Origin of the sequence: Flavobacterium sp., from assembly GCF_031381455.1 — a bacterium.
Taxonomy (GTDB): domain Bacteria; phylum Bacteroidota; class Bacteroidia; order Flavobacteriales; family Flavobacteriaceae; genus Flavobacterium.
Window position 1 is genome coordinate 1 of the sequence record NZ_JANMXZ010000011.1, and the last position, 24,698, is coordinate 24,698.

Below are 24,698 nucleotides of genomic sequence, written 5' to 3' on the forward strand. Positions count from 1 at the left end.
GTTTTGTAGTCCTGTGGATAAAAATACAGATATACTAATGCTAATGTTGGACCGATAACAGCTCCTATAGTATCCATTGAACGATGAAAACCAAAGATTTTACCTTTTGTTTTAGGAGTTGCTTCATCTGATAAAATAGCATCCCTTGCACCAGTACGAATTCCTTTTCCAAAGCGGTCAATTGCTCGTGCAAAGAAAATCCAAAAAGGAAAAGTAAAAACCGCCATCATGGGTTTTGAAATAGTGCTTAAAGCGTAACCGAGTTGCACAAACGGTACACGCTTTCCTGAATTGTCCGACAATTGCCCGAAATAACCTTTGCTTAATCCTGCCAATGCTTCGGCGAAACCCTCCAAAACACCTATTAAAACTATTGAAAACCCAATTGTTTTTAAATAAATTGGCATTATTGGGTAGAGCATTTCACTTGCTGTATCGGTAAACAAACTGACTATTGAAAGTATCCAAACAGTTCTTGTGATTACTTTTATTTTCATTTGGTTTACAATCTAATCTTAATTCCACCATTCAAAATAAATCCGTCTGTTGGCGTATAGACTTCCCTAAATTGTGGATTCTGAATTGTTCCAGAATACATATTTTCCCATTTCGATTGTCGGCTGTCCAAAAAGTTTTCAAGATTTAAGAAGACACTAAAATACTTAAACTTGTATTCCCCCGAAACTCCCATTACCCAATAATCACGGACTTTTTCATTAGTGGTCAAATATTGATTTCCAACATAAAAAACCTCATAAGCGATTCGCAATTTCTCTTCCCATTCATACATTACGTTTGCATTTATTCTATGCTTTGCCGTTAATGGATTTACTATTGTAGTATTATTAAAATTTCTGTTCGCATCAATATAGGTGTAACCAATGTAACAGGAAATATCTTCAAAACGAAGCTTCACGTTTGTTTCAAAACCTTTGGTTTCTATATTTCCGTTAGCATTTTCAAAAGCATAATTTGTAGAAAACGGAACTGGATTAAGAACTAAAGGGTTTTTGATAATGGTATAAAAAAACATTTGGTTAATGGTAAAACTTACTTCTTCAAAAATGGTAGTTTTATAGTTTATATCAGCATTTAACCCAAACGAATTTTCAGGATTTACTTTTGAAAAATCAAGTGGATTTATATTTTGAAATGCTTTCTCTTCGGTTTCTTCCGAAAAAATGGTTGGTGATTTATAACCTAAACCACCGCCAAATCTTGAAGATATTTTTTCAGTGATTTTATACAATAACGACAAACGAGGCAAGACAAAAACATTCCTTCTGTTTGTTAGGTCTAAACGTAAACCACTCTCTAAAATAAATTTTTCGGTTATGTTCAGATTGTTTTGGGCAAAAACACCAAATGCAGCATTGTAATAATCTAACTTGTCAGCGACTAAATTAATTTGCTTGAAATCGTCCGAAACTAAATTCGCACCCAAGTTCCATTCCGATTTTTCGTTTGGAATTAGATAATTTGCTTCTGTAAAAGTGGCTATTTGTTGCCCTTCAAAATTATATGTTTGCTTTTCAATTTTTCGGTCAAAATACCCAACACTATTTTTAATGGTCAATATGTTTTTATTTTCAAATGTCTTTTCAAACTTTGCCTGTGTTGAATATCGGTTACTATTGTTTCGCTCAAAAAAAGTATGTGTAGCATCAGTATTGTTATCAATCACTTGCATATCTCCACCAATTCGTTTTTCAAATCCTGCATTAACTCCCAAACTAAATGTTGTTTTTTCATTTGGATAATAGAAAAATTTTGGACTTATAGTATACCTGTCAAATTTTGGAATATCTGAAAAACCGTCATTATTCGTATCATAAGCGTTTTGAGAATTGCTCGAAACATACATTGTAAGTCCCGATTTTCTATATCTTTCAGCATAAAAACCGCTTAAATCTAATGCTTGTGTTTGATTTATATTCGCTAAAAAAGAAATCTCTCTTTTTTCAGTAGGCTCTTTAGTAATCAAATTAATCAGTCCCGCAATTGCTCCACCTCCGTAGAGGGTCGATGTTGAACCTTTGATAACTTCTACACGTTTTAAATTGAGTGGGGGAATCTGTAAAATGCTTAAACCACTTGCAAATCCCGAATACAAAGGAAAGCCGTCTTGCAAAAGCTGAGTATATTTTCCGTCCAATCCCTGAATACGAATACTTGCACTTCCCGAAACCTGAGAAGTTTGTTGGGTTTGAATTCCTGTACTTTCGGTGAGTAACATTTTAATATTGCCCGGTTGCATCGAGGATTTTTCGTCTAACTCTCCTGCTGCAATCGCTTCAATTCGTGTTGGGATATTTTTGATTGTTCGGCTACTTCTTGTTGTTGACGTAATCTTTACTTCTTCTAGTTCTTCTGCCGTTGGTTCTAAAAATACTTCAATGGTATCATTTTGAGGGAAAACAATTGTTTTCTCATTTTTGCGGTAACCAATGGAATTAAAAACAATGGTTTGTTTTCCATTGGGAATATTATTGAGTTGGGCAAACCCTTTATCATCAGAAGTTGCTCCGCTTTGAGTTCCATCTAAAATAATCGAAACACCACTTAAAGGTAATTTCGTTTTTTCGTCTGCTAATTTTACTGTTAAAGTATTTTGGGCTGTTGCCAAGAAAGGCAACGTGAATAGTATAATAATGATTAACTTTTTCATCTTTATTTATAATTGATAGGAATAAAATAACTGTTGCAACTGAAAATCAATTGCAATTTAAAATAAAAAAGTGTCCTCTTATATTATCAATGAAGAGTATAGTATATATCTGCGCTCTGGGGGAGGCAAGGCATAATCGGTTTTGTAATTACTATCATTAAAACAAACAATAAAAAGGTTAACGGTTTCGGTTTGCTCGTTGATAATAACCTTATCCAGTTGCAATACTATTTTTGAATAAGTAGTATTTAAGGTTTGAGTATCCTGCTGAATATAATTATGTGCTTCATTTTCAAAATTCGATTTCTTCTCTACATCTGAAAATTCAAAAACCGTGTTGAAATAACAACACGAGATAAGAGTGAACATAATTATTTTGAATTTTGACTTCATAGGGTCAAAGATAATAATTTGCTATTCTAATCAAGATTATTTCTTTGCTTTCGTCTTGACGCTTTTATTGCTTTTGGCAAACTCGAAGCCTTTTCAGTGGATATTCTAACTTTACAATTTAATAAGGAAGTATATAAAAATAACCATTGCAATGAAATGAAAACAAGTTGCAATGATTTTCTATTTCATTGCAATTTTTTTCTATCGTATATTATCGGTTTAAAAGCGAAGAAAGTTTTACAAAACTCACTGATTGAAAGTAAATGTAAAAGAGTGTATTTTTTGTTGATTTGTTGAAATTATGTTGTAAAGGCTTTAATTTATTAGGTTTATGAATTCAACAAATTGTCAACACGCTGTCAACAAAAAAACAATTGAATACTACAAAATATATTTTGTTGACAGTTTGTTGATGCTCTGTTGACTTGTAAGGTGCTGTTTTTATTGACATTTTTTTTATATATCAACAAATCAACAATTATTTGATAAATTCTTCTCTCTTGAAAGTATAGAATCTCCCTTTTCGATTTTCAGTATAAACGCTCCATTTCCCATTACTCATTGTAGATAAATCCAAACTGTAAAAATTGTAGCTACTATTTTTAGGTTCAAGTTTAAAATTCTCTGTGATTATTTTAGATACATAATTTTTCCCTACTCTGATATTGGCTAGGTTTAATTGTTCGTGCAAATCTTTAGTAGTATAATATAATTCATCCAATTCAAGAGTGCAGAACTGGTCAATTAAAAACTCTTCAATTTCCTTTTCAATAGAAGTTCTGTTTCCACGAACTAAAACATCTAATGCTTTGGTATAAATCTGCTCTTTAGTAAACCACATTCGGGTTGTTCTTAGGGTTACAATTTTTCTATGACTTAAATGATATGCGAATGAAGCTACTTCTTTTCTCATTTGCTCTAATAGGTCTGGATTTTCTTTAGCGAAAGGATTGACTTTAATTACCCAATATCGAATTTCTAAATCGTCAATTTTAATAAAGTTTTCTTCATTATTTGAACATAGAATGAACTTGCCGAAAAACTCGATTTCAGCTTTGTCAACTCCTTTTCCCTCTAGTTTGTAATGATTAGAGGTTGAAAGGTTTTTTATACGTTCGCTGTCTTCTTTTTTGTCGAGTAATACTTCATCAACAGCCACAATTAATTTTCCTGCCCAATCGGAATTAAAACGACTTCTAAAGTCTTCATTCTTATTGATTGTCATATTACCTTCAAAAATCAGTTTTAAGAGTTTTAGAAAGGTGCTTTTACCTGTGTTTCTTTCAACGCTTACTAAACACAATATGGGTAAGATTTGACTGGGGTGCTTCCAAAGAATTGTTAAATAATCTAATCCTAGTTCATACTGCTTACCAAAAAGATGTTGCAGAAAGAGTTTTATATTTTCCCAATCTCCTTTTTCACTCGCACAATAAGAAAGAGGTTCATACTTATTGTAAAAATTATTAATCTCTCTTTGATAATTAATGTGTGACGGAAACGTACAGAAAGTTTCATATTTTTTTATGACTTTCAAACTGTCTTTCCCAAAGTCATCAATAATGGTGGCTTTATTCCATTTTATCAATGATTTCATATTGTCGCCACTCATAAGAGGACATAACACTTCCTTAAAATATTCTGTTCCCACACGGATATACTTTTTCATATTTCAAAAATTATAGATGCCATTTTTGAAGGATCAAAGTTATGGGAGTGCTTATTTTTCCTGATTGTGATTAAAACACCATGTAATTCAGAATCTTTTAATAAAACGCTATTGATATTGTTTGACAATAATTTGAAATTATGATTATCGTAGCCTTTTATAAGTTGACCGATTAATTCACAGGATTCAATGAATTTTCCAGTTGAATAGACTATATTATTATCTCTATTATAATCCAATCGTAACCTCGCAAAATCGTTTTTTAAGCAATTCAAATGACCTATAGCATCTGAAATTAAAGCTTGATTATTAATTTGCATAAAAAAGTGTTTTAAAGTTGACCAAATTGGTTTTTTTGATTCAATGATTTGAAAACTTCACTTTTTTTATAGCGAACTTTATTTCCAATGCGATAGGCAGGAATAATATCTTTTTTTGTCCAGTCCCATAAAGTAACTAAACTAACAGAAAGGAGTTTTGCAGTTTCTTCTCTTGTTAATAATGTTTCATTATCAGGATTTTGCAAATTAGTGGCATACCCTTTAAGTGCGAGTGTGATGTCTTTGACGATTTCGTTTTTAAAATCATTAGCGTTTGTGCTTTCGAGTTGCAAGATTTCTTTAACCATAATTTAATTATTTATTTTATTAATTATGGCACAAACTTAATTTAGTCGAATGGGTTTAAAACTATTAGGGTAACCCTGATGGTTACCCTAATAGTTTTTTTATAATTTCATCTGCTTGTTTTCTGTCGCTTAAAAGTTTTTCTGAATTTTCAGAAATTTTTTTTTCAAGCTCAAGATAAATCTTCTTAATGTTGTCTTTATTTTTACCTAATAAATGACTAAGTATTTCGCCTTTTTTTGTTGCACTTATAATGCTCCAGTCTTTTATGTTTATGATTTCCTCAAGTAGAAAAATTTGTAAAGAAGTATCAACCAATCCTGATTTCTGTTTAGTGTTCTTTAGTTTATTAATTTGCTCTTTACAAAAATCTATTTGTGCCTTTATGGTATAATATTTTACCCATATACTTAAAATCTCTTTGGGAACATCTGACATTTCGATATCTGATGTTAAATACTTCTGGATAAAATCAACTTCTCCTTTGAGACTTTCAATAATTAATTCCTCCCAATTTTCAAATCCATTAAACTCTTTTATTTCAGCGTAAACAAGATATTCCGGCTCATTCTTAACTTGCGAATATAAATCCTTGTGCTTTTTTTCTAAGTATTTAATTTTTTCAACACTTTCAATTCTACCTTCTAAGTTGGTTAAAATCTTGTTTAAATCAAATTCCGTGTCTGTTGCTACAACTTCTACAAAAAAACGAATAGAAGTATATATTTCTTTTAAAATGTCTTGATTTATATGATACTCTTTTGCTCCTAATGTTATCATAGTATCAAATTCTATTGAATCAGTTCTCACATTGTCAATTAAAATTTCATCTTCAATAAAAACATTGTGCAAAACAAGGTTGTCAATATTTGAAAGTATTAATTCTTCGAGCTTAAATTTCTTTACAAATTTTCTGTTTTCTATTTCTTCGTAATCCATTATTATTTTTTTATTTAGATTATCTTAGTGTCTATTTGTTCTTTTCAACCCAAAAATAAACTTTATATTTTCAATTTTATAAAACGAAAATTAATCAAGCTAACTATTTGACTGAATTAATCATTATCGGACAATGATAGAAAAAGAAATTAAAAAATTGAATATTTTTTTTGAAATTGGGACAACCGTCGGACAAGAAGATAATAAAAAAACCGTAAACACTTATTTATAAGCTGTTTACGGTTTAGTGTTGCGGAGAAAGAGGGATTCGAACCCCCGGACCTGTTACAGTCAACAGTTTTCAAGACTGCCGCATTCGACCGCTCTGCCATTTCTCCAATAAATTGCGCAATCTTTTATTTATTAACTCACCTCTTTCCTATTTTTTATATGAGTTCGGTAAACGCTAAAGCTGTTTGCGGTTGCAAATATAATAACCTTTTGCTGATTGCAAAAAGAATTTAGCTAAAAAATAAACTTATTTTTTCACACAACAGCTATTTTGCTATTGTTCTGCCGATTAGCCGTTTTAATGTTTTGTAATTTATCAAACAAACTATTAACTAGCACTAGATTTATTTTATATATTCAAGTAAAATTTTCACTTTTATTTACAACCTTATTACTATTTCAGAAATTTTAATAGCTACTTTTTAATTAAGTATTTTCAAAACGGTATATCAATTCTTCCTAAACTCAAAAAGCACCGGAAGCTTAACTAAAAATAGTCTTTCCTACTAAAGTGAACTCTGTAACTAAAACCTATCTCAATTCGGATTGGGAGAAATTTCAGAAAATCCTTCAGAACATTTACATTATAAACCAATAACTAATTCAGACAAGACTACTCGTTTTCTTTCAATGGCATTTGTTGTCCGAAGAGTTGCCGCTATTTGTAATTCATACTTTTTTCGAAGATAAAAGTATAGTAACAGAGTTATAATGTCAAAAAATAACACAATTTGGTTAGTTCTGTAATTTCAACTTTTGGTTTTGGCATTTTATAATACTACTAAATAATTAATTTATAACAACAGCTTCAAAAGAGATAAAAACTATTTTTTAATAATAATTTCCATAAAAAATATGATTTTTTAACATTAAGTAAAAATTTAATGTTAATAATTCGAAACAATAATAATAAATAAACCTTCGTTTATAGATGTTAATTCATTTTTACCACAACATTAACACAACAAATAGTGTTTATAGATTTAAATAAAACGAAATTTAAAACATAGCATTCAAGCTCTAGTGGTTTAATTACAACGATTGAGAAAGTTTTTGAAATGTATAGTTTTTATATAGTTAAACTAAGAATCATTCGTTTAATTATAAATACATTTGTAATGAATTTATAAATCAAATTATTATGAAAAAAATTACTCTATTATTCACCTTAATGTTTTCAGCATTAGGATTTGCACAACAACAACAATACAATTTAAATTTTGAGCCCTCTACTCCTTCTGGAAATTTGAGTAATTGGGCTACTTTTGAAAATCCTAATCCGGTTGCTCAAATTATTACCAATCCGGATCCAGATGGAGTAAATACCTCTACAACTACAAATGTTCTTAAATTAAGCGCCACACAATCTTCTGCTTGTTACGCAGGTGCTATTAATTTTCATGGTACTTTAGGAACTTGGCAATTAGATTCAGCCGTTCCTAGCAATTTGACTTTGAGTATGAAAGTTAATAAAAATGTACCTGGAAAAGTAGGGATTAAATTTGTGAATGCTACTAATGGAACTGTTTTTGAAATAACAGATAATCAAGGACTGGTTACAACAACTAATCAATGGGTAACATTGACATGGAATATAGCTGGATTTAACGTTGGAGACAATATTAATATTGATCAAGTAGTAGTTTTCATTGATTTTACTTGTGGTGGTCCAAATAGAACTTCCGCTGTTGAATTACTTGTTGATGATATAACTTGGGGAGCAAATAGATTGACAAGTCCTGCAACTTGTACAGATGGAATACAAAATGGTAGTGAGACTGGGATTGATTGTGGAGGCTCAGTATGCTCTCCATGTCCGGGTCAAGAACCAATGGTTGCCGCACCTACACCTCCTGCAAGAAATGCAGGTGATGTTGTTTCAATCTTCAGTAATGCATATAGTAACGTTGCTTTAAGTGAACTTCCAACCGGATGGTCTCAGTTATCTTCGTTTACACCAATTCAAATAACAGGAGATGATACTTGGAAAATGTTAGGATGTGAATTTTTAGGAATGGTCACAAACTATGCAACGGGGGTTGATTTGTCAACTATGCAGAAAATACACATTGATTATTGGACTCCAAGTGCTAATCCAATTTCAGTTAAAATAGTAAATACTGTTAATGCTCCTGTTACCGAAGCCATTGCTCCTTTGGGTCCAGTTGTCACAGGTTCATGGCAAAGTATTGATTTAAACATGTCTGCTTTTACAGGTAATTTGGTTGATAAGTCTAAGATAACACAGCTTCTGATAGACCCATCAGCACCGTCTACATTGTTTATTGATAACTTTTATTTTTATAAAGGTTTACCTTTAAACACTAATAATTTTTCATCATCCAACTTCAGAGTATATCCTAACCCAGTTAGAAATATTTTAAATTTATCTAATTCTACTATTATTAATAGTATTGAAATATATAATACTTTAGGTCAAGTTGTTTCTAAACAAGCTTCCTCTACAAATGAAGTAGCTGTCGACGTAAGTAGCTTATCTAAAGGAGTTTATATTCTAACTGCACAAGTTGGAGATGAATTAGTAAGAAAACAATTTATAAAAGAGTAAGTTTTTTAGTTTATTAGCCCGGAGAGCACGAAATTACTTTCGTGCCCTCCTTTTTTTTATATATATCACAAATTTTTAATAAATAACCTAAAACACACGATTGTTAAATTTTACTTTTTTTTATAGGTTAGTGTATCATATAAATAAATAATCTATATCTTTAAATTACATAAGTATAAAATACGCTACACTAAAAATGCATATCCCTAAAAGTTTCGCAAAATTTCTGTCCTTTTTTGTTGCCTTTACTTTTTTTGGCTTTGCTCAGGAATTTCCGCCAATCGTAAAATATTCACAAAGTGTGTATTTGGCTGGAATTCAAAATTGGATGATTGCACAAGATGCTAACCATTTTTTATTTTTTGCTAATAACGAAGGTTTGTTAGAATTCAATGGTTCGTCTTGGACGCTTTATCCTTCTCCAAATGAAACCATTATCCGTTCAGTAAAAGTTGTTGGAGATAAAATTTATACTGGATGCTACATGGAATTTGGCTATTGGACAAGACAGGAAAATAATCAACTTAAGTATTATTCATTAAGCAAAAAGATAAAAAACAGAATTAAAGATGATGAACAGTTTTGGAATATTCTAAATTATGACCAATGGATTATATTTCAATCATTAGATCAAATTTATATTTATGATACCAAAACAACTAAGTTCTCAATAATAACTCCAAAAAACCATATTCTAAAAGCCTTTGAAGCTAATAATTCACTTTATTTTCAGGTTGCAAACGAAGGTTTGTTTGAAATTGAAAACGGTAAAAGTAAATTGGTTTCTAACAGTCCTGTTACACTAAACAATAAAATTGTTGCCATTTTTGCAATAGATGCTGGTTTGCTTCTGGAAACTCAATCTAATGGTTTTTACACTTTTATAGATGCAAAATTCAACCCGTTTTTTTCTGATGCAGATGCTCAAATTGCTTCCAGTAGTGTATATAGTTGCAAACAACTATCCGATAAAAGCTTTGCGATTGGAACTGTTTCAAATGGTATTTTTATAATCTCAGAAACCGGAAAACTTAAATATCATATCAGTCAAAATAAAGGAATTAGCAACAATACTGTTTTGTCATTATTTGAAGATATCGATAAGAACTTATGGATTGGTTTAGACAACGGAATCAATTGTATCAATCTACAATCACCAATTAGAAGTTATTTTGATAATACTGGTTTTTTAGGAACAGTTTACACATCGCTTTTATATAATGGTAAACTTTATATTGGCACCAATCAAGGTTTGTTTTATAAAAATTATAATTCAGAAGATTCATTTCAGTTTGTGAAAGGAACAAAAGGTCAAGTTTGGTCTATTTTTGTTCACCAAGGAACTTTGTTTTGCGGACATGATTCCGGAACATTTATTATTGAAAATGGTAATGCAAAAACCATTTATTCTTCTTCGGGAACATGGAAATTTGTGACCGTTACAGGCCAAATGGATTTATTGTTACAAGGAAATTATTATGGAATTTCAGTACTTCAAAAAATTAATAATCAGTGGACGTTCAGAAATAAAATTGAAGGCTTTAACTATTCATCAAAATACTTTGAAATTACAAATGCTAATGAAATATACGTTAGCCACGAATACAAAGGTGTTTTTAGATTTCAATTGGATGATACTTTTACCAAATCTTCGAATTTTACAACATATAAAACTCCAGCCAAAGGAAAGAATGCCAGTTTGATAAAATTCAATAATGTCATTTATTATGCTAACAAGGAAGGGATTTATAAGTTGGACGAAAGCAAGAAGACCTTTAATAAAGATGTAGCATTAAGTCCTGTTTTTGGAAAAGACGAATACACTTCAGGAAAATTAATTGTTGACAATTCCAACAAATTGTGGTTGTTCACAAAAAACTATATTAACTACTTCACATTAAGTAAACTTAACAACCAACTAAAAATTCATACCATCTCTATTTCATCTACATTGACAAACTCTATGTTAGGTTATGAAAACATTACACAATTATCTAATTCAACTTATTTAATCGGTACAACTGACGGATATTACACTATTAACATTAATGATTTAAGTTTTAAAAACAATAGCGTTTCCATATCAGGTATGTCCATTAACAAATTAGATCAAAAATCAATTAACTGTTCCATCAAAGAAGCCGGTGAATTCAAACATGATGAAAACAACGTTATAATCAATTTTACGGTTCCCGAATACAACAAATATATTTATACAGAATACCAATATTTATTAGAAGGTTTACAAGAAAAATGGAGTCAATGGTCAGCAAAAACCGCAGCAAATTATAAAAATTTACCTCCTGGAGATTATGTTTTTAAAGTTAGAGCAAAGATCGCCAACTCCACTCCGGAGAATATCGCAACCTATAGTTTTACTATTAAAAAACCCTGGTATGCTACTAATTTAGCCGTGATTATCTATTTTATATTGGGCTTTTTATTGGCAGTTTATATACACAAAACCTATAAAAAATATTATCGCCAAAAAGAACGAAAGCTTATTGAAGAAAATAACTTTTTACTTGAAATTGCGGCATTAGAAAATGAGCAGCAATTAATGAAGCTTAAAAACGAGCAACTATCTAGCGATATGGATACAAAAAATCGGGAATTAGCCGTTTCAACTATGAGTTTGATTAAAAAGAATGAGTTGTTAGCTTTGATAAAAGAAGATTTAAAACACACATCCATAGATAACAGCAACAAAAGTATCAAATCGGTTATTTCAACTATTACCAAAAACATTAGTGAAGAAGATACTTGGACTGTTTTTAAAGAAGCATTTGATAACGCTGATAACGATTTTTTAAAGAAAGTAAAACAGGCACATCCTTCTTTAACTCCAAATGATTTACGCCTTTGTGCCTATTTGCGATTGAATTTATCGTCCAAAGAAATTGCTCCACTACTTAATATTTCAGTTCGAAGTGTTGAAATAAAACGCTATCGTTTGCGTAAAAAGATGGATTTACCACACGAACAAGGCTTGGTAGAGTATATATTGTACATCTAGCCTCTACAAGATGAGTTGTTTTACCTATACAAAAGCACAACAATAACCGTGTAGTTTGATTTTTCATTCGAAATAGCAATAAATTATTGCCTCATAATATATTGTTAATTAATATGTTTTTTATGAAAATGACAAATAACATGCAAAAATATTGTGATGTATGTTTTTTGTTGTGGTTGTTTTTAATTTTGTTATAATTTATAAATTTATTTTTATAATGGGAAATTACAATCCAAACCAAAACTCAATTTTAATAGTTTAAAACCAATAATCAATAATAACAAATGAGAAAAATTATTTTACTTCTAATCTTTTGGAGTTTTTCTTCCACTATTTATGCTCAAGCTGATACTATTTCACTTGATAAAAACGCTCAAGGAATAAAACTGGTTGTCAACGGTAACGATTTTATGATCAACGGTATGAACTGGGATTATATTCCAATTGGTACTAATTACAACTACAGTTTGTGGAAACAATCTGATGATGTTATTAAAGCGGCTCTAGATACGGAGATGTCTTTGTTAAAAAACATGGGGGTAAATGTCATCAGACAATATACTGGAATTCAGCCAAAATGGATTCAATACATACATGATAAATATGGTATATATACAATGTTGAATCACTCTTTTGGTAGATATGGATTAACCTTAAATGGAAGTTGGGTTCCTAATACTGAATACTCAAACCCATTAACTCGAGAAATACTGCTAAAAGAAACTACAGAAATGGTTGAAGAATATAAAAATACTCCTGGTGTTTTATTGTTTCTGTTAGGTAATGAAAATAACTATGGTTTGTTTTGGGATGGTGCTGAAACAGAGAATATTCCGATGGAAGATAGAAAATCTACTATCAGATCTAAAGACATGTATAAACTGTTTAATGATGCAGTTGTTGCTATGAAGAAAATCGACAAATCGCATCCTATTGCAATTTGTAATGGAGATTTACTGTTTTTAGATACTATAGCTGAAGAATGTAAAGACATTGATATTTTGGGTCTTAATATGTATCGTGGTGTATCTTTTGGCGATGCCTTTCAAAGAGTTAAAGAAAAAATAGATAAACCAATAGTGTTTACTGAATTTGGTGCTGATGCTTTTAATGTATTAGAAAATGCTGAAGACCAAAAATCACAGGCCTTCTATATGGTTGGTAATTGGAAAGAAATATATGAAAACGCTGCAGGTATTGGTAAAGCTGGTAATTCAATTGGAGGTTTTACTTTTCAATTTAGCGATGGTTGGTGGAAATATGGCCAAACAAAAAATTTAGATATACATGATGATAATGCTTCGTGGTCTAATGGTGGTTACATAAACGACTTTATTAAAGGTCAAAATAATATGAACGAGGAATGGTTTGGAATTTGTGCAAAAGGCCCAACAAATGCGAGAGGTTTGTATGATTTATATCCACGTGCGGCCTACTATGCGCTAAAAGAAGCTCATAGAGTTAATCCTTATGAACAAGGAACAACAAATGAAACTATAAATAAAGCATTCAATAATGTTAATTTAATGGATGCCGTTTTAAAAGCAAGAGGAGATAAGGCTGCCTTAGGCGGTAATGATAATGAAATATTGAAAATCAGTAATTTAAGAGCTGAATTTACCACTTTTAGTACTGGAGGAAGTTTGATTACAACACCAGATGAAGCTGATCCTGATGCAAGTACTTATCCAAATAAATTAGGCTTTGATCATATGCAGTCTTATTTTGTGGGTGTTGAAGGAAATCCTGCACCAAATATGAAAGCTAATATAAATGTGAATATTTTAGGTCGTGTTGCCGAAAATCCAATAAACGAAATATTTTATGAAAATAGAGGTCGAGCACAAACAGTTATCACTCCAGATGGACCGGTTGTAATAAGTGATAACAACAGAGTTCAAATTTATAATGCTTCTTACTCTTGGAATGAAAAAGATTTTGATTTAAGAGGTTTTTATAGAACCGGTCATTACCATTGGGGATATGAAGGTGATTTCTTTGGCTTGTACCCTGAGGCAAATTACGGCCCAAACTTAGATATTTATAACGGAGAAACTCTTGGATTAGAAATAGATGGCAAAAGAAGTTTAAATGGTCTTAAAGCTGCATTTGGCCCACAGCTTTGGTGGGGAGCAAACCCTGCATTATTGCTGAAGTATAGTAAAAAAATAGGTGTTTTTGATGCCACTGCAGTGTATCATGAAGATGTTGCAAATGCAGGTGCGGCACTAACCTCTATAGCTATTCCCTTACCAAAAACCAGAAGAGCAACTTTGCATCTTAAAACTAAAGTTGGTTCGCTAGGTATTGAGTTTGGAGGTATTTGGGGAGGACAACCATTAAATGGTAGAGTTTTTCAATATGCTGAAGAAACTACACCCGGAAACTATACAGTTTATAATGATAAAGTTAATAATAAAGACAATTGGGGAGGAAAGGCGAAATTAACATTATCAAAAGGAAGGTTTAATATTTATACACAAGGTGCCATTATGGGATTAGTTGCAAATGGTGGTGCAGATAATGTTCAAACATTCACGGGTTGGAGATTAAAAGATACTGGAAGTGGGAATCAAATGAACTTCTTAACCGGATTTACTTATAATGTTAATTCAAACTTTCAAATCGCACCAAATTTTTTATGGCAAAAACCACTAGTTGAAGCAATGCCAAATGATGTAAGTTCACCAGGAAGACTGCGTAATATTCAAGATGATCCATTTGTGGTTAGAGCAAATAGGGAAACTGTTGGAGGAGAATTATTATTAACGTATGATCCAACTCCTGCTACATGGATGTATGAATGGAATAACGATATGGTTGAAGACGCAAAATTTGCCGTAAGCACAGGGTTTGTATACAGAAATTTACCTACAACACAAGATGCCGCAATTGGATTCCTTAGTAATCGTACCGCTTTTGCATTTGCTAAATCAGCACCGGCTCAAAATTTATGGGAATCGAATACGAGAATAGTTTCAAAATTAACTCCAGATCTTGGTGTTATTGCAAATATTTATTTTGGAAATGGTCAAGCTAATGGAGATTCCGAAAGAACAATTAATAGAGCTGGTGGTGATATTAGATTAATTTACAGAAAAATTAAACTAACAAGTTCAATCAAGTTTAACGATTGGGGACCATTTGATTACCATCGTGACTTTAATTTAACATACCCTCTCCAACTAATGTTAGATTTATCAACATCTGTTGGAAAACAAAATTGGTATGTTTTACCAAATACAAAAATTGGAATAATGGGTACTTGGCGTTCTTTAGACCAATATTCTCCTCGTTATAGTCCAAATCAAACTTCCGGACCATTTATAACAGAACCTATTGTGAGTCCAGCTGGATTTCCTAACGGTAGTGAATGGGAAATTAGAACCTATGTTCATATTAACATTGGAAAATAAAATAATAATATAAAAAAATGAAAATGAAAACAAGAAAATTTATTTATTTAAAAATCACACTCCTAATAGGATTGATTTTAAATTTAGTTCTCGGTTGTGATAGAGATCCTTCTGATGATTCTGTATTAGCAACATATCCAAAAACTGCCGAAGTATTCATAGATGGATTCAGTCCAGGTTTAGATTACGGAGCTTTTGGTAATACCTTACTAACGGGTTTTAATGTTGATACAGATGTAAAATACAAAGGTACTGCTTCTATGAGATTTGATGTTCCAAATGTTGGAGATCCTGAAGGTGACTATGTAGGCGGAGTATTTATAGACGGTGGTGGACGTGACCTTTCTGGCTATGATGCACTAACTTTTTGGGCAAAAGGTTCGCAAGCAGCAACCATCAATGAACTAGGTTTTGGTAATGATTTTAACCAAAACAAATACGTGGTAACAATGACGAATGTTCCTTTATCTACTTACTGGAAAAAATACATTATTCCGATTCCTGATGCTTCTAAATTAACATCTGAAAAAGGTATGTTTTGGTATGCAGAAGGGCCAGAAAATGGACAAGGATATACCTTTTGGATTGATGAAGTAAAATATGAAAAATTAGGTACAATTGCTCATCCAGTTCCAACTATTTATAATGGTATCAATAAAGTGGAAGATAGTTTTATTGGCATAAATACTACTATAACAGGTTTAACACAAACCTTTAATTTGGGTAATGGTGTAAACCAAACCGTGTCAGTAGCTCCGTCATATTATACCTTTACATCCTCCAATACTGCTGTAGCAACAGTGAGTGAATTAGGTGTGATTAATGTAGTTGGTGCAGGTACAACTGTTATAACTGCAAAATTAGGGGAGTTAGATGCATTGGGTTCATTTACAATTAACTCATTAGGAGACTTTACACCAGCGCCAACTCCTACTCGTGCTCCTGCAAATGTAATTTCTATATTTAGTGATGCATACACTAATGTGCCTGTAGAATATTACAATGGTTATTATGCTCCTTATCAAACCACACAAGGGCAAGACGATATCCATATAAATGGCGATGATATTATAAGATATACACAACTTAATTTTGTTGGAACTCAGTTTTCTCAACCTACAATTAATGCCACTTCAATGACTCATTTTCATGTGGATATTCAAGTGCAGGAAGCAATGACAGCTGGAGACCATATCAGAATACAATTAGGTGATTTTGGTGCAAATGCAGTTTTCGGAGGCGGTGATGATACAAACGGATCAGTTAACTACACCAATGGAAGTTTTACAAATGGAAGTTGGGTAGGTTTTGATATTCCTCTTGCAAATTTTACAGGATTAACTAGTAGAAGTCATTTAGCACAGATATTATTTATTTCTGATGGAACTATTTCTAATATTCTTGTTGACAACATGTATTTCTACGCACTACCTAATGCACCAACAACTGCAGCTCCAACGCCTACGGTTCCTGCTGCTAATGTAATTTCTGTATTCAGTAATGCTTATACTAATATTGCCGGAACTAATTTAAATCCTAATTGGGGTCAAGCTACTGTGGTAACACAACCACTTATTGCTGGAAATACAACACTAAAATATGCAGGATTAAATTATCAAGGAATTCAATTGGGTAGTAGTCAAAATGTTTCTGGAATGACCTTCCTACACATTGACTATTGGACTGCTAACTCAACGTCTCTTAAGACCTATTTGATTAGTACTGGTCCTGTAGAAAAATCCAAAGTTTTAACCGTACCTACTGCAGGATGGCAAAGTGTGGAAATACCATTAAGTGATTTTTCACCTGTTAATCTTTCAGATGTTATCCAACTTAAGTTTGATGGTAACGGAGATATTCATTTAGACAACATCTATTTTCATAATTAGTAAAATGGTTTTAAACACTTATAAAATTTAAAAAATGTATCAGATAAATCAATTTAATAAAATGGATAAAAGTATGTCAAAAGAAAATTTTAACACTAAATGGTATAGTATAAGTTTAGCAAAAAGCTTTCTTACTACTGCCTTATTGCTTGTAGTTTTTGGTTGTTCAGATGATGAAAAACAAAAAGTTACCACCATGAATAAACTGGTGATTCAGGATGAGTTTGACACTAATGGTGCACCAAACAGCGCGATTTGGACTTATGATATTGGCACGGGTAGTAATGGTTGGGGAAATAACGAGCTGGAATATTATACCGACAGTTCTGATAATGTTAAAGTAGAAGATGGTATGTTGCAGATTACTGCAAAAAAGGAAGCCTATATGGGTTCAGAATATACCTCGGCAAGATTATTAACCAAAGGATTATTTGAACAAAAATATGGTCGATTTGAAGCCAGAATTAAAATGCCATGGGGACAAGGAATTTGGCCGGCATTTTGGTTATTAGGAGCTGATTCCGATACTGTAACTTGGCCTCTATGTGGTGAAATTGATATTATGGAGTATAAAGGACAAGAACCAACCGTAACACATGGAACTGTTCATGGGCCAGGTTATTCAGGCGCTACCGCTATTACTAAAAGTTATGATTTGATAAATAACCGTTTTGATACTGATTTTCACATCTTTGGTATTGAGTGGGGAAAAAATTACATAAACTTCTATGTTGATGATGTTTTATACAATCAAATTACTCCGGATAAAGTTACTGGTGAGTGGGTATATGACAAGCCCTTTTATATCATACTTAATCTTGCTGTAGGAGGTAATTATGTTGGCTCTCCTAATAACGAAACAACTTTTCCTCAAACCATGCTCGTTGATTACGTAAGAGTATATGAATAACTATTAGAGTCAAGAAATAAGGTTAATTATAATTTACGATTAACCTTATTTTTAAAATATCCTAAAGATTATAAAACACAACATGCAATTAATGAAGATATATTTTAATATAAAAACAATTCAGTGTATTGGGTTGTTATTATTCATTTGTTGCAAGCCGATAAAAGGAATTAGTCATACCTCTCAAGAACATACTACTAGTAAAGTTTTAAATTTGAAAACTATAAAAACAGCTGTTTATACAACCGCACATCATTCTGATTTTAAATTAACCATTACTGATTCATTAAAATTTAAAGAGCTGAAACAACCTCTTGAAACGGATGCTTCTATAATTGTTGATTCGAGTAAGGAATTTCAAACTTTTTTAGGTATTGGAGGAGCATTAACTGATGCTTCTGCTGAAACGTTCTATAAACTATCAAAAAATAATCAAAAAAGATTTTTAGAAGCATACTATAATCAAGAAAAAGGAATAGGCTATTCACTAGCCAGAACTTCTATACATAGTTGTGATTTTTCAGCATCGAGTTATACTTATATTGAGGATGGCGATAGTGCGCTTGCTACCTTTTCTATCGAACACGATAAAAAATACCGTATCCCATTTATAAAAAAAGCTATTGAAGCAGCCGGAGGAAAACTAACGTTGTATGCCAGCCCATGGAGCCCACCCGCATTTATGAAATCAAACAAAAGTATGCTTAATGGTGGAAAGTTGCTCCCGGAATTTTACCAATCTTGGGCAAATTATTATGTGCAATTTATCAAATTCTATGAAGCTGAAGGCATTCCTATTTGGGGTTTAACTGTCCAAAATGAACCATTAGCAGTACAACGATGGGAGTCTTGTATTTATACTGCAGAAGAAGAACGCGACTTTTTAAAAAACTATTTAGGACCAACGTTACAAAAAGAAGGTTTAGGCAGTGTAAAAAATATTGTTTGGGACCATAATAGAGACTTATTATTTCAGCGAGCCAATGTGATTTTAAACGATCCTGAAGCAGCAAAATATGCTTGGGGTGTTGGTTTTCATTGGTATGAAGATTGGAAAGATGGTGTGCCAATGTATGATGCTGTGAAATATGTTAAAGAAGCTTACCCCGATAAAAATTTAATTTTTACTGAAGGTTGTAATGAAAGTTATAATCTGGAAAGAATAAAAAATGAAGACCCAAGATTAGCCGAGCGTTACGGAAAATCAATGATAAACGATTTTAACAATGGTGTGGTAGCTTGGACAGACTGGAATATCCTTCTTGATGAAACTGGAGGACCAAATCACGTCGGAAATCTTTGTTTTTCACCTGTTCATGGCAATACCAAAACCGATGAAATTACGTTTACCAATTCGTATTATTATATTGGACATTTTTCAAAATTTATTCGTCCGGGAGCCAAAAAAATTGCTAGTGTTTCTAGTAGCAATGCTTTATTGACAACTGCTTTTAAAAATACAGACGGAAGTTTGGTTATTGTTGTCATGAATACAAGTGATAAAAATATAGATTACAGCGTAACGCTTCAATCAAATTCAGCTTATTTAAAAGCACTTCCGCATTCAATTCAAACTATTTTAATAAGTAACAAATAGAAAATCAATTCAATAAATAATTAAGTAAACAGGTTTCAATGGAAGCAAAGAATAGTAAAGTGGAATGGGTAACCTTCGAAAACGAAAAGTTTTATAAAATAGCAAACAGTGATGTGATGCGACCTTTTTTTATGAGCATCGTTAGCGATTCCAATCATTGGATGTTTATTTCTAGTAACGGTGGTTTATCAGGCGGTAGAAAGGACAGCAACAATGCATTATTTCCTTATTATACCGACGATAAAATAACTGAAAATGCTGAAGTTACCGGTAGCAAGAGCATTTTTCAAATTCATTTAGGTTCGAAAACTGTAATTTGGGAACCTTTCTCAATCCGACAGATGGGAGTTTATAAAACAACCCAAAATCTGTATAAAAACAATTATGGCAATAAAATAATTTTTGAAGAAATTAATGAAGATTTAAATTTAATCTACCGATATCAATGGAATTCCAGTGATAAATTTGGATTTATAAAAAAAGCAACTTTACTAAATAACTCTCAAAATAATCTTGAGATAACCCTACTAGACGGTATGCAAAACATTTTGCCAAATGGCGTAAATGAGGATTTGCAAAGTAGTAAAAGTAATCTTGTTGATGCTTATAAAAAAAGTGAATTATTCGCTAATGTAGGAATAGGAATTTACTCTTTAAGTGCCATCATTGTTGATAAAGCAGAACCAAGCGAATGTTTAAAAACCAATATTGTTTGGTCATTTGGAATTGATTCGCCAACGTATCTAATCTCGTCTTTACAACTTAATAATTTTAGAAAAGGAAATCGCGTTACACAAGAAGCTGATATCAAAGCGGAAAGAGGTGCTTATTTTGTTAGTTCTACCATTACTTTGGGAGCAAAATCAGAAAAAAATTGGTTTTTTGTAGCCGATGTAAATCAGACCATTTCCAAAGTAACAGCGTTAGCAGAGTTTATTACTACTGAAAAAGATTTAGCAGGCAGTATTCAGCAAGATGTAGAATTGGGGACCAAAAAACTAATTGCATTAACCGCAGCATCTGATGGATTACAAATAACCCAAGATGAACTAACCAACACCAGACATTTTTCAAATACACTCTTTAACATCATGCGAGGTGGCATATTTGATGATGGGTATACTATTGAAAAACAAGATTTTATAACGTATTTAGAAAAGGCCAACAAAAATGTTTTCAATAATAATCAAGACATACTTACCGCTCTACCCCACAATTTTACTTTAGAAGAGTTAAAAAATAGCACTAATACTATTGAAGACAGCAATTTTAAACGTCTTTGTTTTGAATACCTTCCTCTAAAATTTAGTCGTCGTCATGGTGACCCAAGCCGACCTTGGAATAAATTTTCGATTAATACCCGAAGTGAAATTGATGGTTCTAAAATACTAGATTATGAAGGAAACTGGAGAGATATTTTCCAGAACTGGGAAGCATTAGCACATTCTTTTCCGGAGTTTATCGAAAGTATGATTCATAAATTTCTGAATGCTACCACCTTTGACGGATACAATCCGTATCGTGTTACCAAAGACGGTTTTGATTGGGAAGCTATCGAAGAGCACGATCCATGGTCTTACATTGGTTATTGGGGCGATCACCAAATTATTTATTTACTCAAGTTTTTAGAATTTATTGAAAATCACTATCCAAACCTTCTAGAAAAACGATTTACCCAAAACATTTTTGTGTATGCCAATGTACCCTACAAAATAAAAAGCTATCAGGATACGCTTTCAAACCCAAAAGACACTATCGATTTTGATTACAAATTAGATGGAAAAATTAGACAATTAAGGGGCGAAATGGGTTCTGATGGGACACTTATAATGGATGGTAATTCTAATATTTACAAAGTAAACCTAACTGAAAAATTATTAGTCACCCTTTTAGCGAAAGTATCCAACTTTATTCCCGAAGGTGGTATTTGGATGAACACCCAGCGTCCGGAATGGAATGACGCCAACAACGCTCTAGTTGGAAATGGTGTTTCTATGGTTACACTTTGTTATTTGAATCGATTTATACTTTTTTATGAAAAAGTGATTAGTAAATCAACTGTTGACAAAGTTGAATTATCAGAAGAATTGGCTGATTTTTTCAATGAAGTTGTTTCAACTTTAGTAAACAATAAACATTTACTTTCAGATAAAATCTCAGATGAAAACAGAAAAACAGTATTAGATGGCTTAGGAAATGCAGGAAGTAACTACCGATTATCTATTTACAAAAATGGATTTAAAGGTTCTAAAAAAGTCATTTCTAAAAACGAACTTTTAGCATTTTTTGAAGTGCTTAAAGGATTTTTAACGCACACCATAACCGCAAATAAAAGGGATGATGCCATGTATCATGCCTACAACTTAATGACTGTTAAGAATGAAAAAGAAATAGCCATTTCCTATCTGCCAGAAATGTTAGAAGGGCAAGTTGCTGTCTTAAGTTCCGGAATGTTATCACCAAAAGAAGCCTTAAAAGTACTTGACGGATTAAAAAGCAGTGCTTTATTTAGAGAAGATCAATACAGTTATATTTTATACCCAAACAAAGAGTTACCACGATTTGATAAAAAGAATAACATCGCCTCTGAAAAAGTAGCAAAATCAAATTTATTAGCGCAATTAATAAAAGATGGGAATACTCAAATTGTAGAAAAAGATGTCTTAGGGAACTATCATTTTAATGGAAATTTTAATAATGCCAATGTTTTAAAAACAGCCTTATCCAATTTAAATCAAGTAAAATACAAAACATTAATTGAAAAAGATTCGGCCTTACTATTAGAAATGTATGAGGAAGTTTTTAATCATAAAGCATTTACAGGTCGTTCAGGAACATTCTACGGCTATGAAGGTTTAGGTTCTATTTATTGGCACATGGTTTCTAAATTGTTGCTAGCCGTTCAAGAAAATTGTCTACTAGCCATAAATTCAAAAGAAGATAAAGTAACCATTGGAAAACTTTTAGATCACTATTATGAAATAAACGCTGGAATTGGTGTGCACAAATCTCCTGAATTATACGGTGCATTCCCAACCGATCCGTATTCTCATACGCCTGCTGGAAAAGGAGCGCAACAACCCGGAATGACAGGTCAGGTTAAAGAAGATATATTAAGTCGAATTGGTGAAGTTGGCGTTTTTGTTACTGACGGAAAAGTCATTTTTAATCCTCGATTGTTGCGAAAAAACGAGTTTTTGCAATCGCCTAAAACATTTAATTATCTGACAAAAGAAAATAAAGAAGCCAAAATTCAGTTAGAACCAAATTCACTTTGTTTTACGTATTGCCAAATTCCAATCGTTTACAAACTAGCTGATAACGAAAGCTTAAAAGTTGTTTATAACAATAATGAATCACGTTTTTTTGAAAATTTAAGCTTAGATGAGGCAACTTCAAAACTAGTTTTTGGAAGAAAAAACAATATTAGTCAAATCATTGTTTCGATAATAAAATAACAAAATGAAAAACATTCAAAATATATTTTTACTAGTTCCAATTCTGTTGGTACTGTTTGGATGTGGAAGTATGAAAGCTCAAAAAAAAGAAAGTAAACCAATGCCAAATAAAAATCTTACTGCAGCCGATATATTAGGCAACTCAAAATATTTAGCACTATCGTATGGTGGTTTCAGACAAACTTCAAGAGATATAGAGCCTACAATACCTGAACTCAAAGAGGATATGAAAATTCTTTCGGCTATGGGTGTCAAAGTCTTGAGAACCTATAATGTTCATTTAAAAGAAGCAGCCAATCTTCTGGAAGTTATTCGTCAACTCAAAAAAGAAGATGAGAACTTTGAAATGTATGTAATGTTAGGTGCTTGGATAGATTGCCAAAATGCATGGACGAATCTAGCGCCAAATCATGATGTTGAAAGTGAGGCTAATGCTGTCGAAATTGACAGAGCAGTCGAATTAGCAAATCAATATCCTGAAATTGTAAAAATTATTGCCGTTGGAAACGAAGCTATGGTAAAATGGGCAACCAGTTATTTTGTGCAACCAAGTGTGATTTTAAAATGGGTCAATCATTTGCAAGAACTAAAAAAATCAGGAAAATTACCCTCCGATTTATGGATTACGAGTTCTGATAATTTTGCTTCTTGGGGTGGAGGCGAAAGTCAATATCACGTCCCCGATTTAGAAAAATTGATTAAAGCTGTAGATTATATTTCAATGCACACCTACCCTATGCATGACACCCATTACAATCCGGCATTTTGGGGAGTTCTCGAAAAGGAAAGCCATTTGTCTGACATTGAAAAGATAAATGCTGCTATGCTTCGCGCTAAAGAATATGCCATCTCACAATATGAGGGAGTTTCTAAATATATGAAAAGCCTAGGCGTAAATAAACCCATTCATATCGGAGAAACAGGTTGGGCTAGTGTATCAAATGAACATTATGGCAACGAAGGTTCTAAAGCAACCGATGAATATAAGGAAGCTTTATTTTATAATCACATGAGAGAATGGACCAATAAAGTAGGTATGTCATGCTTTTTCTTTGAAGCATTTGATGAACAATGGAAAGATGCCAAGAATCCATCAGGTTCTGAAAATCATTTTGGCTTATTTACCCTAAACGGACAAGCAAAATTTGCGTTATGGAACTTAGTTGATCAAGGTATATTCAAAGGCTTGACTCGAAATGGAAATAAAATAACTAAAACATACAACGGTAATAAAGAGGATTTAATGAAGGATGTTTTAGTCCCAAAAGCAATGCATTAAAAATATAGTAAATCGGTAACCAAACGATCAAAAAAATT

At 32.0% G+C, this 24,698-nt stretch carries 15 protein-coding genes and 1 tRNA gene; 8 read left to right on the top strand and 8 right to left on the bottom strand.

Translation table 11 applies throughout. The features are described 5' to 3' along the window. The 8 genes from RMN97_RS03265 to RMN97_RS03300 all read right to left on the bottom strand — a co-directional run. A partial coding sequence (locus RMN97_RS03265; protein WP_309613089.1) for an MFS transporter occupies nucleotides 1-497 on the bottom strand: 497 nt, incomplete at its 3' end. Nucleotides 498-502: 5 nt separating this feature from the next. Continuing rightward, nucleotides 503-2,668, bottom strand: coding sequence for a TonB-dependent receptor (locus RMN97_RS03270; protein WP_309613090.1), 2,166 nt, complete (start codon nucleotides 2,666-2,668; stop codon nucleotides 503-505). A 78-nt stretch (nucleotides 2,669-2,746) separates the two neighbouring features. Further along, nucleotides 2,747-3,037, bottom strand: a complete 291-nt coding sequence (locus tag RMN97_RS03275) for a hypothetical protein (protein ID WP_309613091.1) — start codon at nucleotides 3,035-3,037, stop codon at nucleotides 2,747-2,749. A 502-nt stretch (nucleotides 3,038-3,539) separates the two neighbouring features. Further along, a complete protein-coding gene (locus RMN97_RS03280) occupies nucleotides 3,540-4,730 on the bottom strand; it encodes a DUF5906 domain-containing protein (protein WP_309613092.1) in 1,191 nt (396 codons plus the stop codon). Beyond that, on the bottom strand, nucleotides 4,727-5,050 hold the full coding sequence (locus tag RMN97_RS03285; protein ID WP_309613093.1) for a hypothetical protein: 324 nt from the start codon (nucleotides 5,048-5,050) through the stop codon (nucleotides 4,727-4,729). The genes RMN97_RS03280 and RMN97_RS03285 overlap by 4 nt, the downstream gene beginning before the upstream one ends. An 11-nt stretch (nucleotides 5,051-5,061) precedes the next feature. After that, complete coding sequence (locus tag RMN97_RS03290; protein ID WP_133532152.1) at nucleotides 5,062-5,358, bottom strand: helix-turn-helix domain-containing protein; 297 nt, start codon at nucleotides 5,356-5,358, stop codon at nucleotides 5,062-5,064. Nucleotides 5,359-5,440: 82 nt separating this feature from the next. After that, the gene (locus RMN97_RS03295; RefSeq protein WP_309613094.1) at nucleotides 5,441-6,295 is read right to left on the bottom strand and encodes a hypothetical protein; all 855 of its coding nucleotides are present in this window, start codon (nucleotides 6,293-6,295) and stop codon (nucleotides 5,441-5,443) included. A 253-nt stretch (nucleotides 6,296-6,548) separates the two neighbouring features. Then, nucleotides 6,549-6,633: transfer RNA gene (locus RMN97_RS03300), tRNA-Ser, on the bottom strand. Nucleotides 6,634-7,667: 1,034 nt separating this feature from the next. On the opposite strand from RMN97_RS03300, the gene RMN97_RS03305 reads away from it, so the two are divergent. The 8 genes from RMN97_RS03305 to RMN97_RS03340 all read left to right on the top strand — a co-directional run bounded on the left by RMN97_RS03305 (nucleotide 7,668) and on the right by RMN97_RS03340 (nucleotide 24,660). Continuing rightward, nucleotides 7,668-9,095 (top strand): T9SS type A sorting domain-containing protein, encoded by a 1,428-nt coding sequence (locus RMN97_RS03305; protein WP_309613095.1) that lies wholly within the window; start codon nucleotides 7,668-7,670, stop codon nucleotides 9,093-9,095. Between the two features lie 196 nt (nucleotides 9,096-9,291). Further along, nucleotides 9,292-12,111, top strand: a complete 2,820-nt coding sequence (locus tag RMN97_RS03310) for a triple tyrosine motif-containing protein (protein ID WP_309613096.1) — start codon at nucleotides 9,292-9,294, stop codon at nucleotides 12,109-12,111. A gap of 284 nt (nucleotides 12,112-12,395) precedes the next feature. Continuing rightward, entirely contained in the window at nucleotides 12,396-15,527 is a 3,132-nt protein-coding gene (locus tag RMN97_RS03315; RefSeq protein ID WP_309613097.1) for a glycoside hydrolase family 2 TIM barrel-domain containing protein, read from the top strand. A 23-nt stretch (nucleotides 15,528-15,550) separates the two neighbouring features. After that, nucleotides 15,551-17,416 (top strand): glycosyl hydrolase family 16, encoded by a 1,866-nt coding sequence (locus RMN97_RS03320; RefSeq protein ID WP_309613098.1) that lies wholly within the window; start codon nucleotides 15,551-15,553, stop codon nucleotides 17,414-17,416. Between the two features lie 73 nt (nucleotides 17,417-17,489). Next, nucleotides 17,490-18,326 (top strand): glycoside hydrolase family 16 protein, encoded by an 837-nt coding sequence (locus RMN97_RS03325; protein WP_309613099.1) that lies wholly within the window; start codon nucleotides 17,490-17,492, stop codon nucleotides 18,324-18,326. A gap of 82 nt (nucleotides 18,327-18,408) precedes the next feature. Further along, nucleotides 18,409-19,923 (top strand): glycoside hydrolase family 30 protein, encoded by a 1,515-nt coding sequence (locus RMN97_RS03330; protein WP_409024871.1) that lies wholly within the window; start codon nucleotides 18,409-18,411, stop codon nucleotides 19,921-19,923. A 38-nt stretch (nucleotides 19,924-19,961) separates the two neighbouring features. Beyond that, complete coding sequence (locus RMN97_RS03335) at nucleotides 19,962-23,381, top strand: hypothetical protein (protein WP_309613100.1); 3,420 nt, start codon at nucleotides 19,962-19,964, stop codon at nucleotides 23,379-23,381. 4 nt (nucleotides 23,382-23,385) lie between these two features. Further along, nucleotides 23,386-24,660 carry a glycosyl hydrolase family 17 protein gene (locus RMN97_RS03340; RefSeq protein ID WP_309613101.1) on the top strand — a complete coding sequence of 425 codons (1,275 nt, stop codon included), beginning with the start codon at nucleotides 23,386-23,388 and terminating at the stop codon, nucleotides 24,658-24,660. The last annotated feature ends 38 nt before the right edge of the window (nucleotides 24,661-24,698 follow it).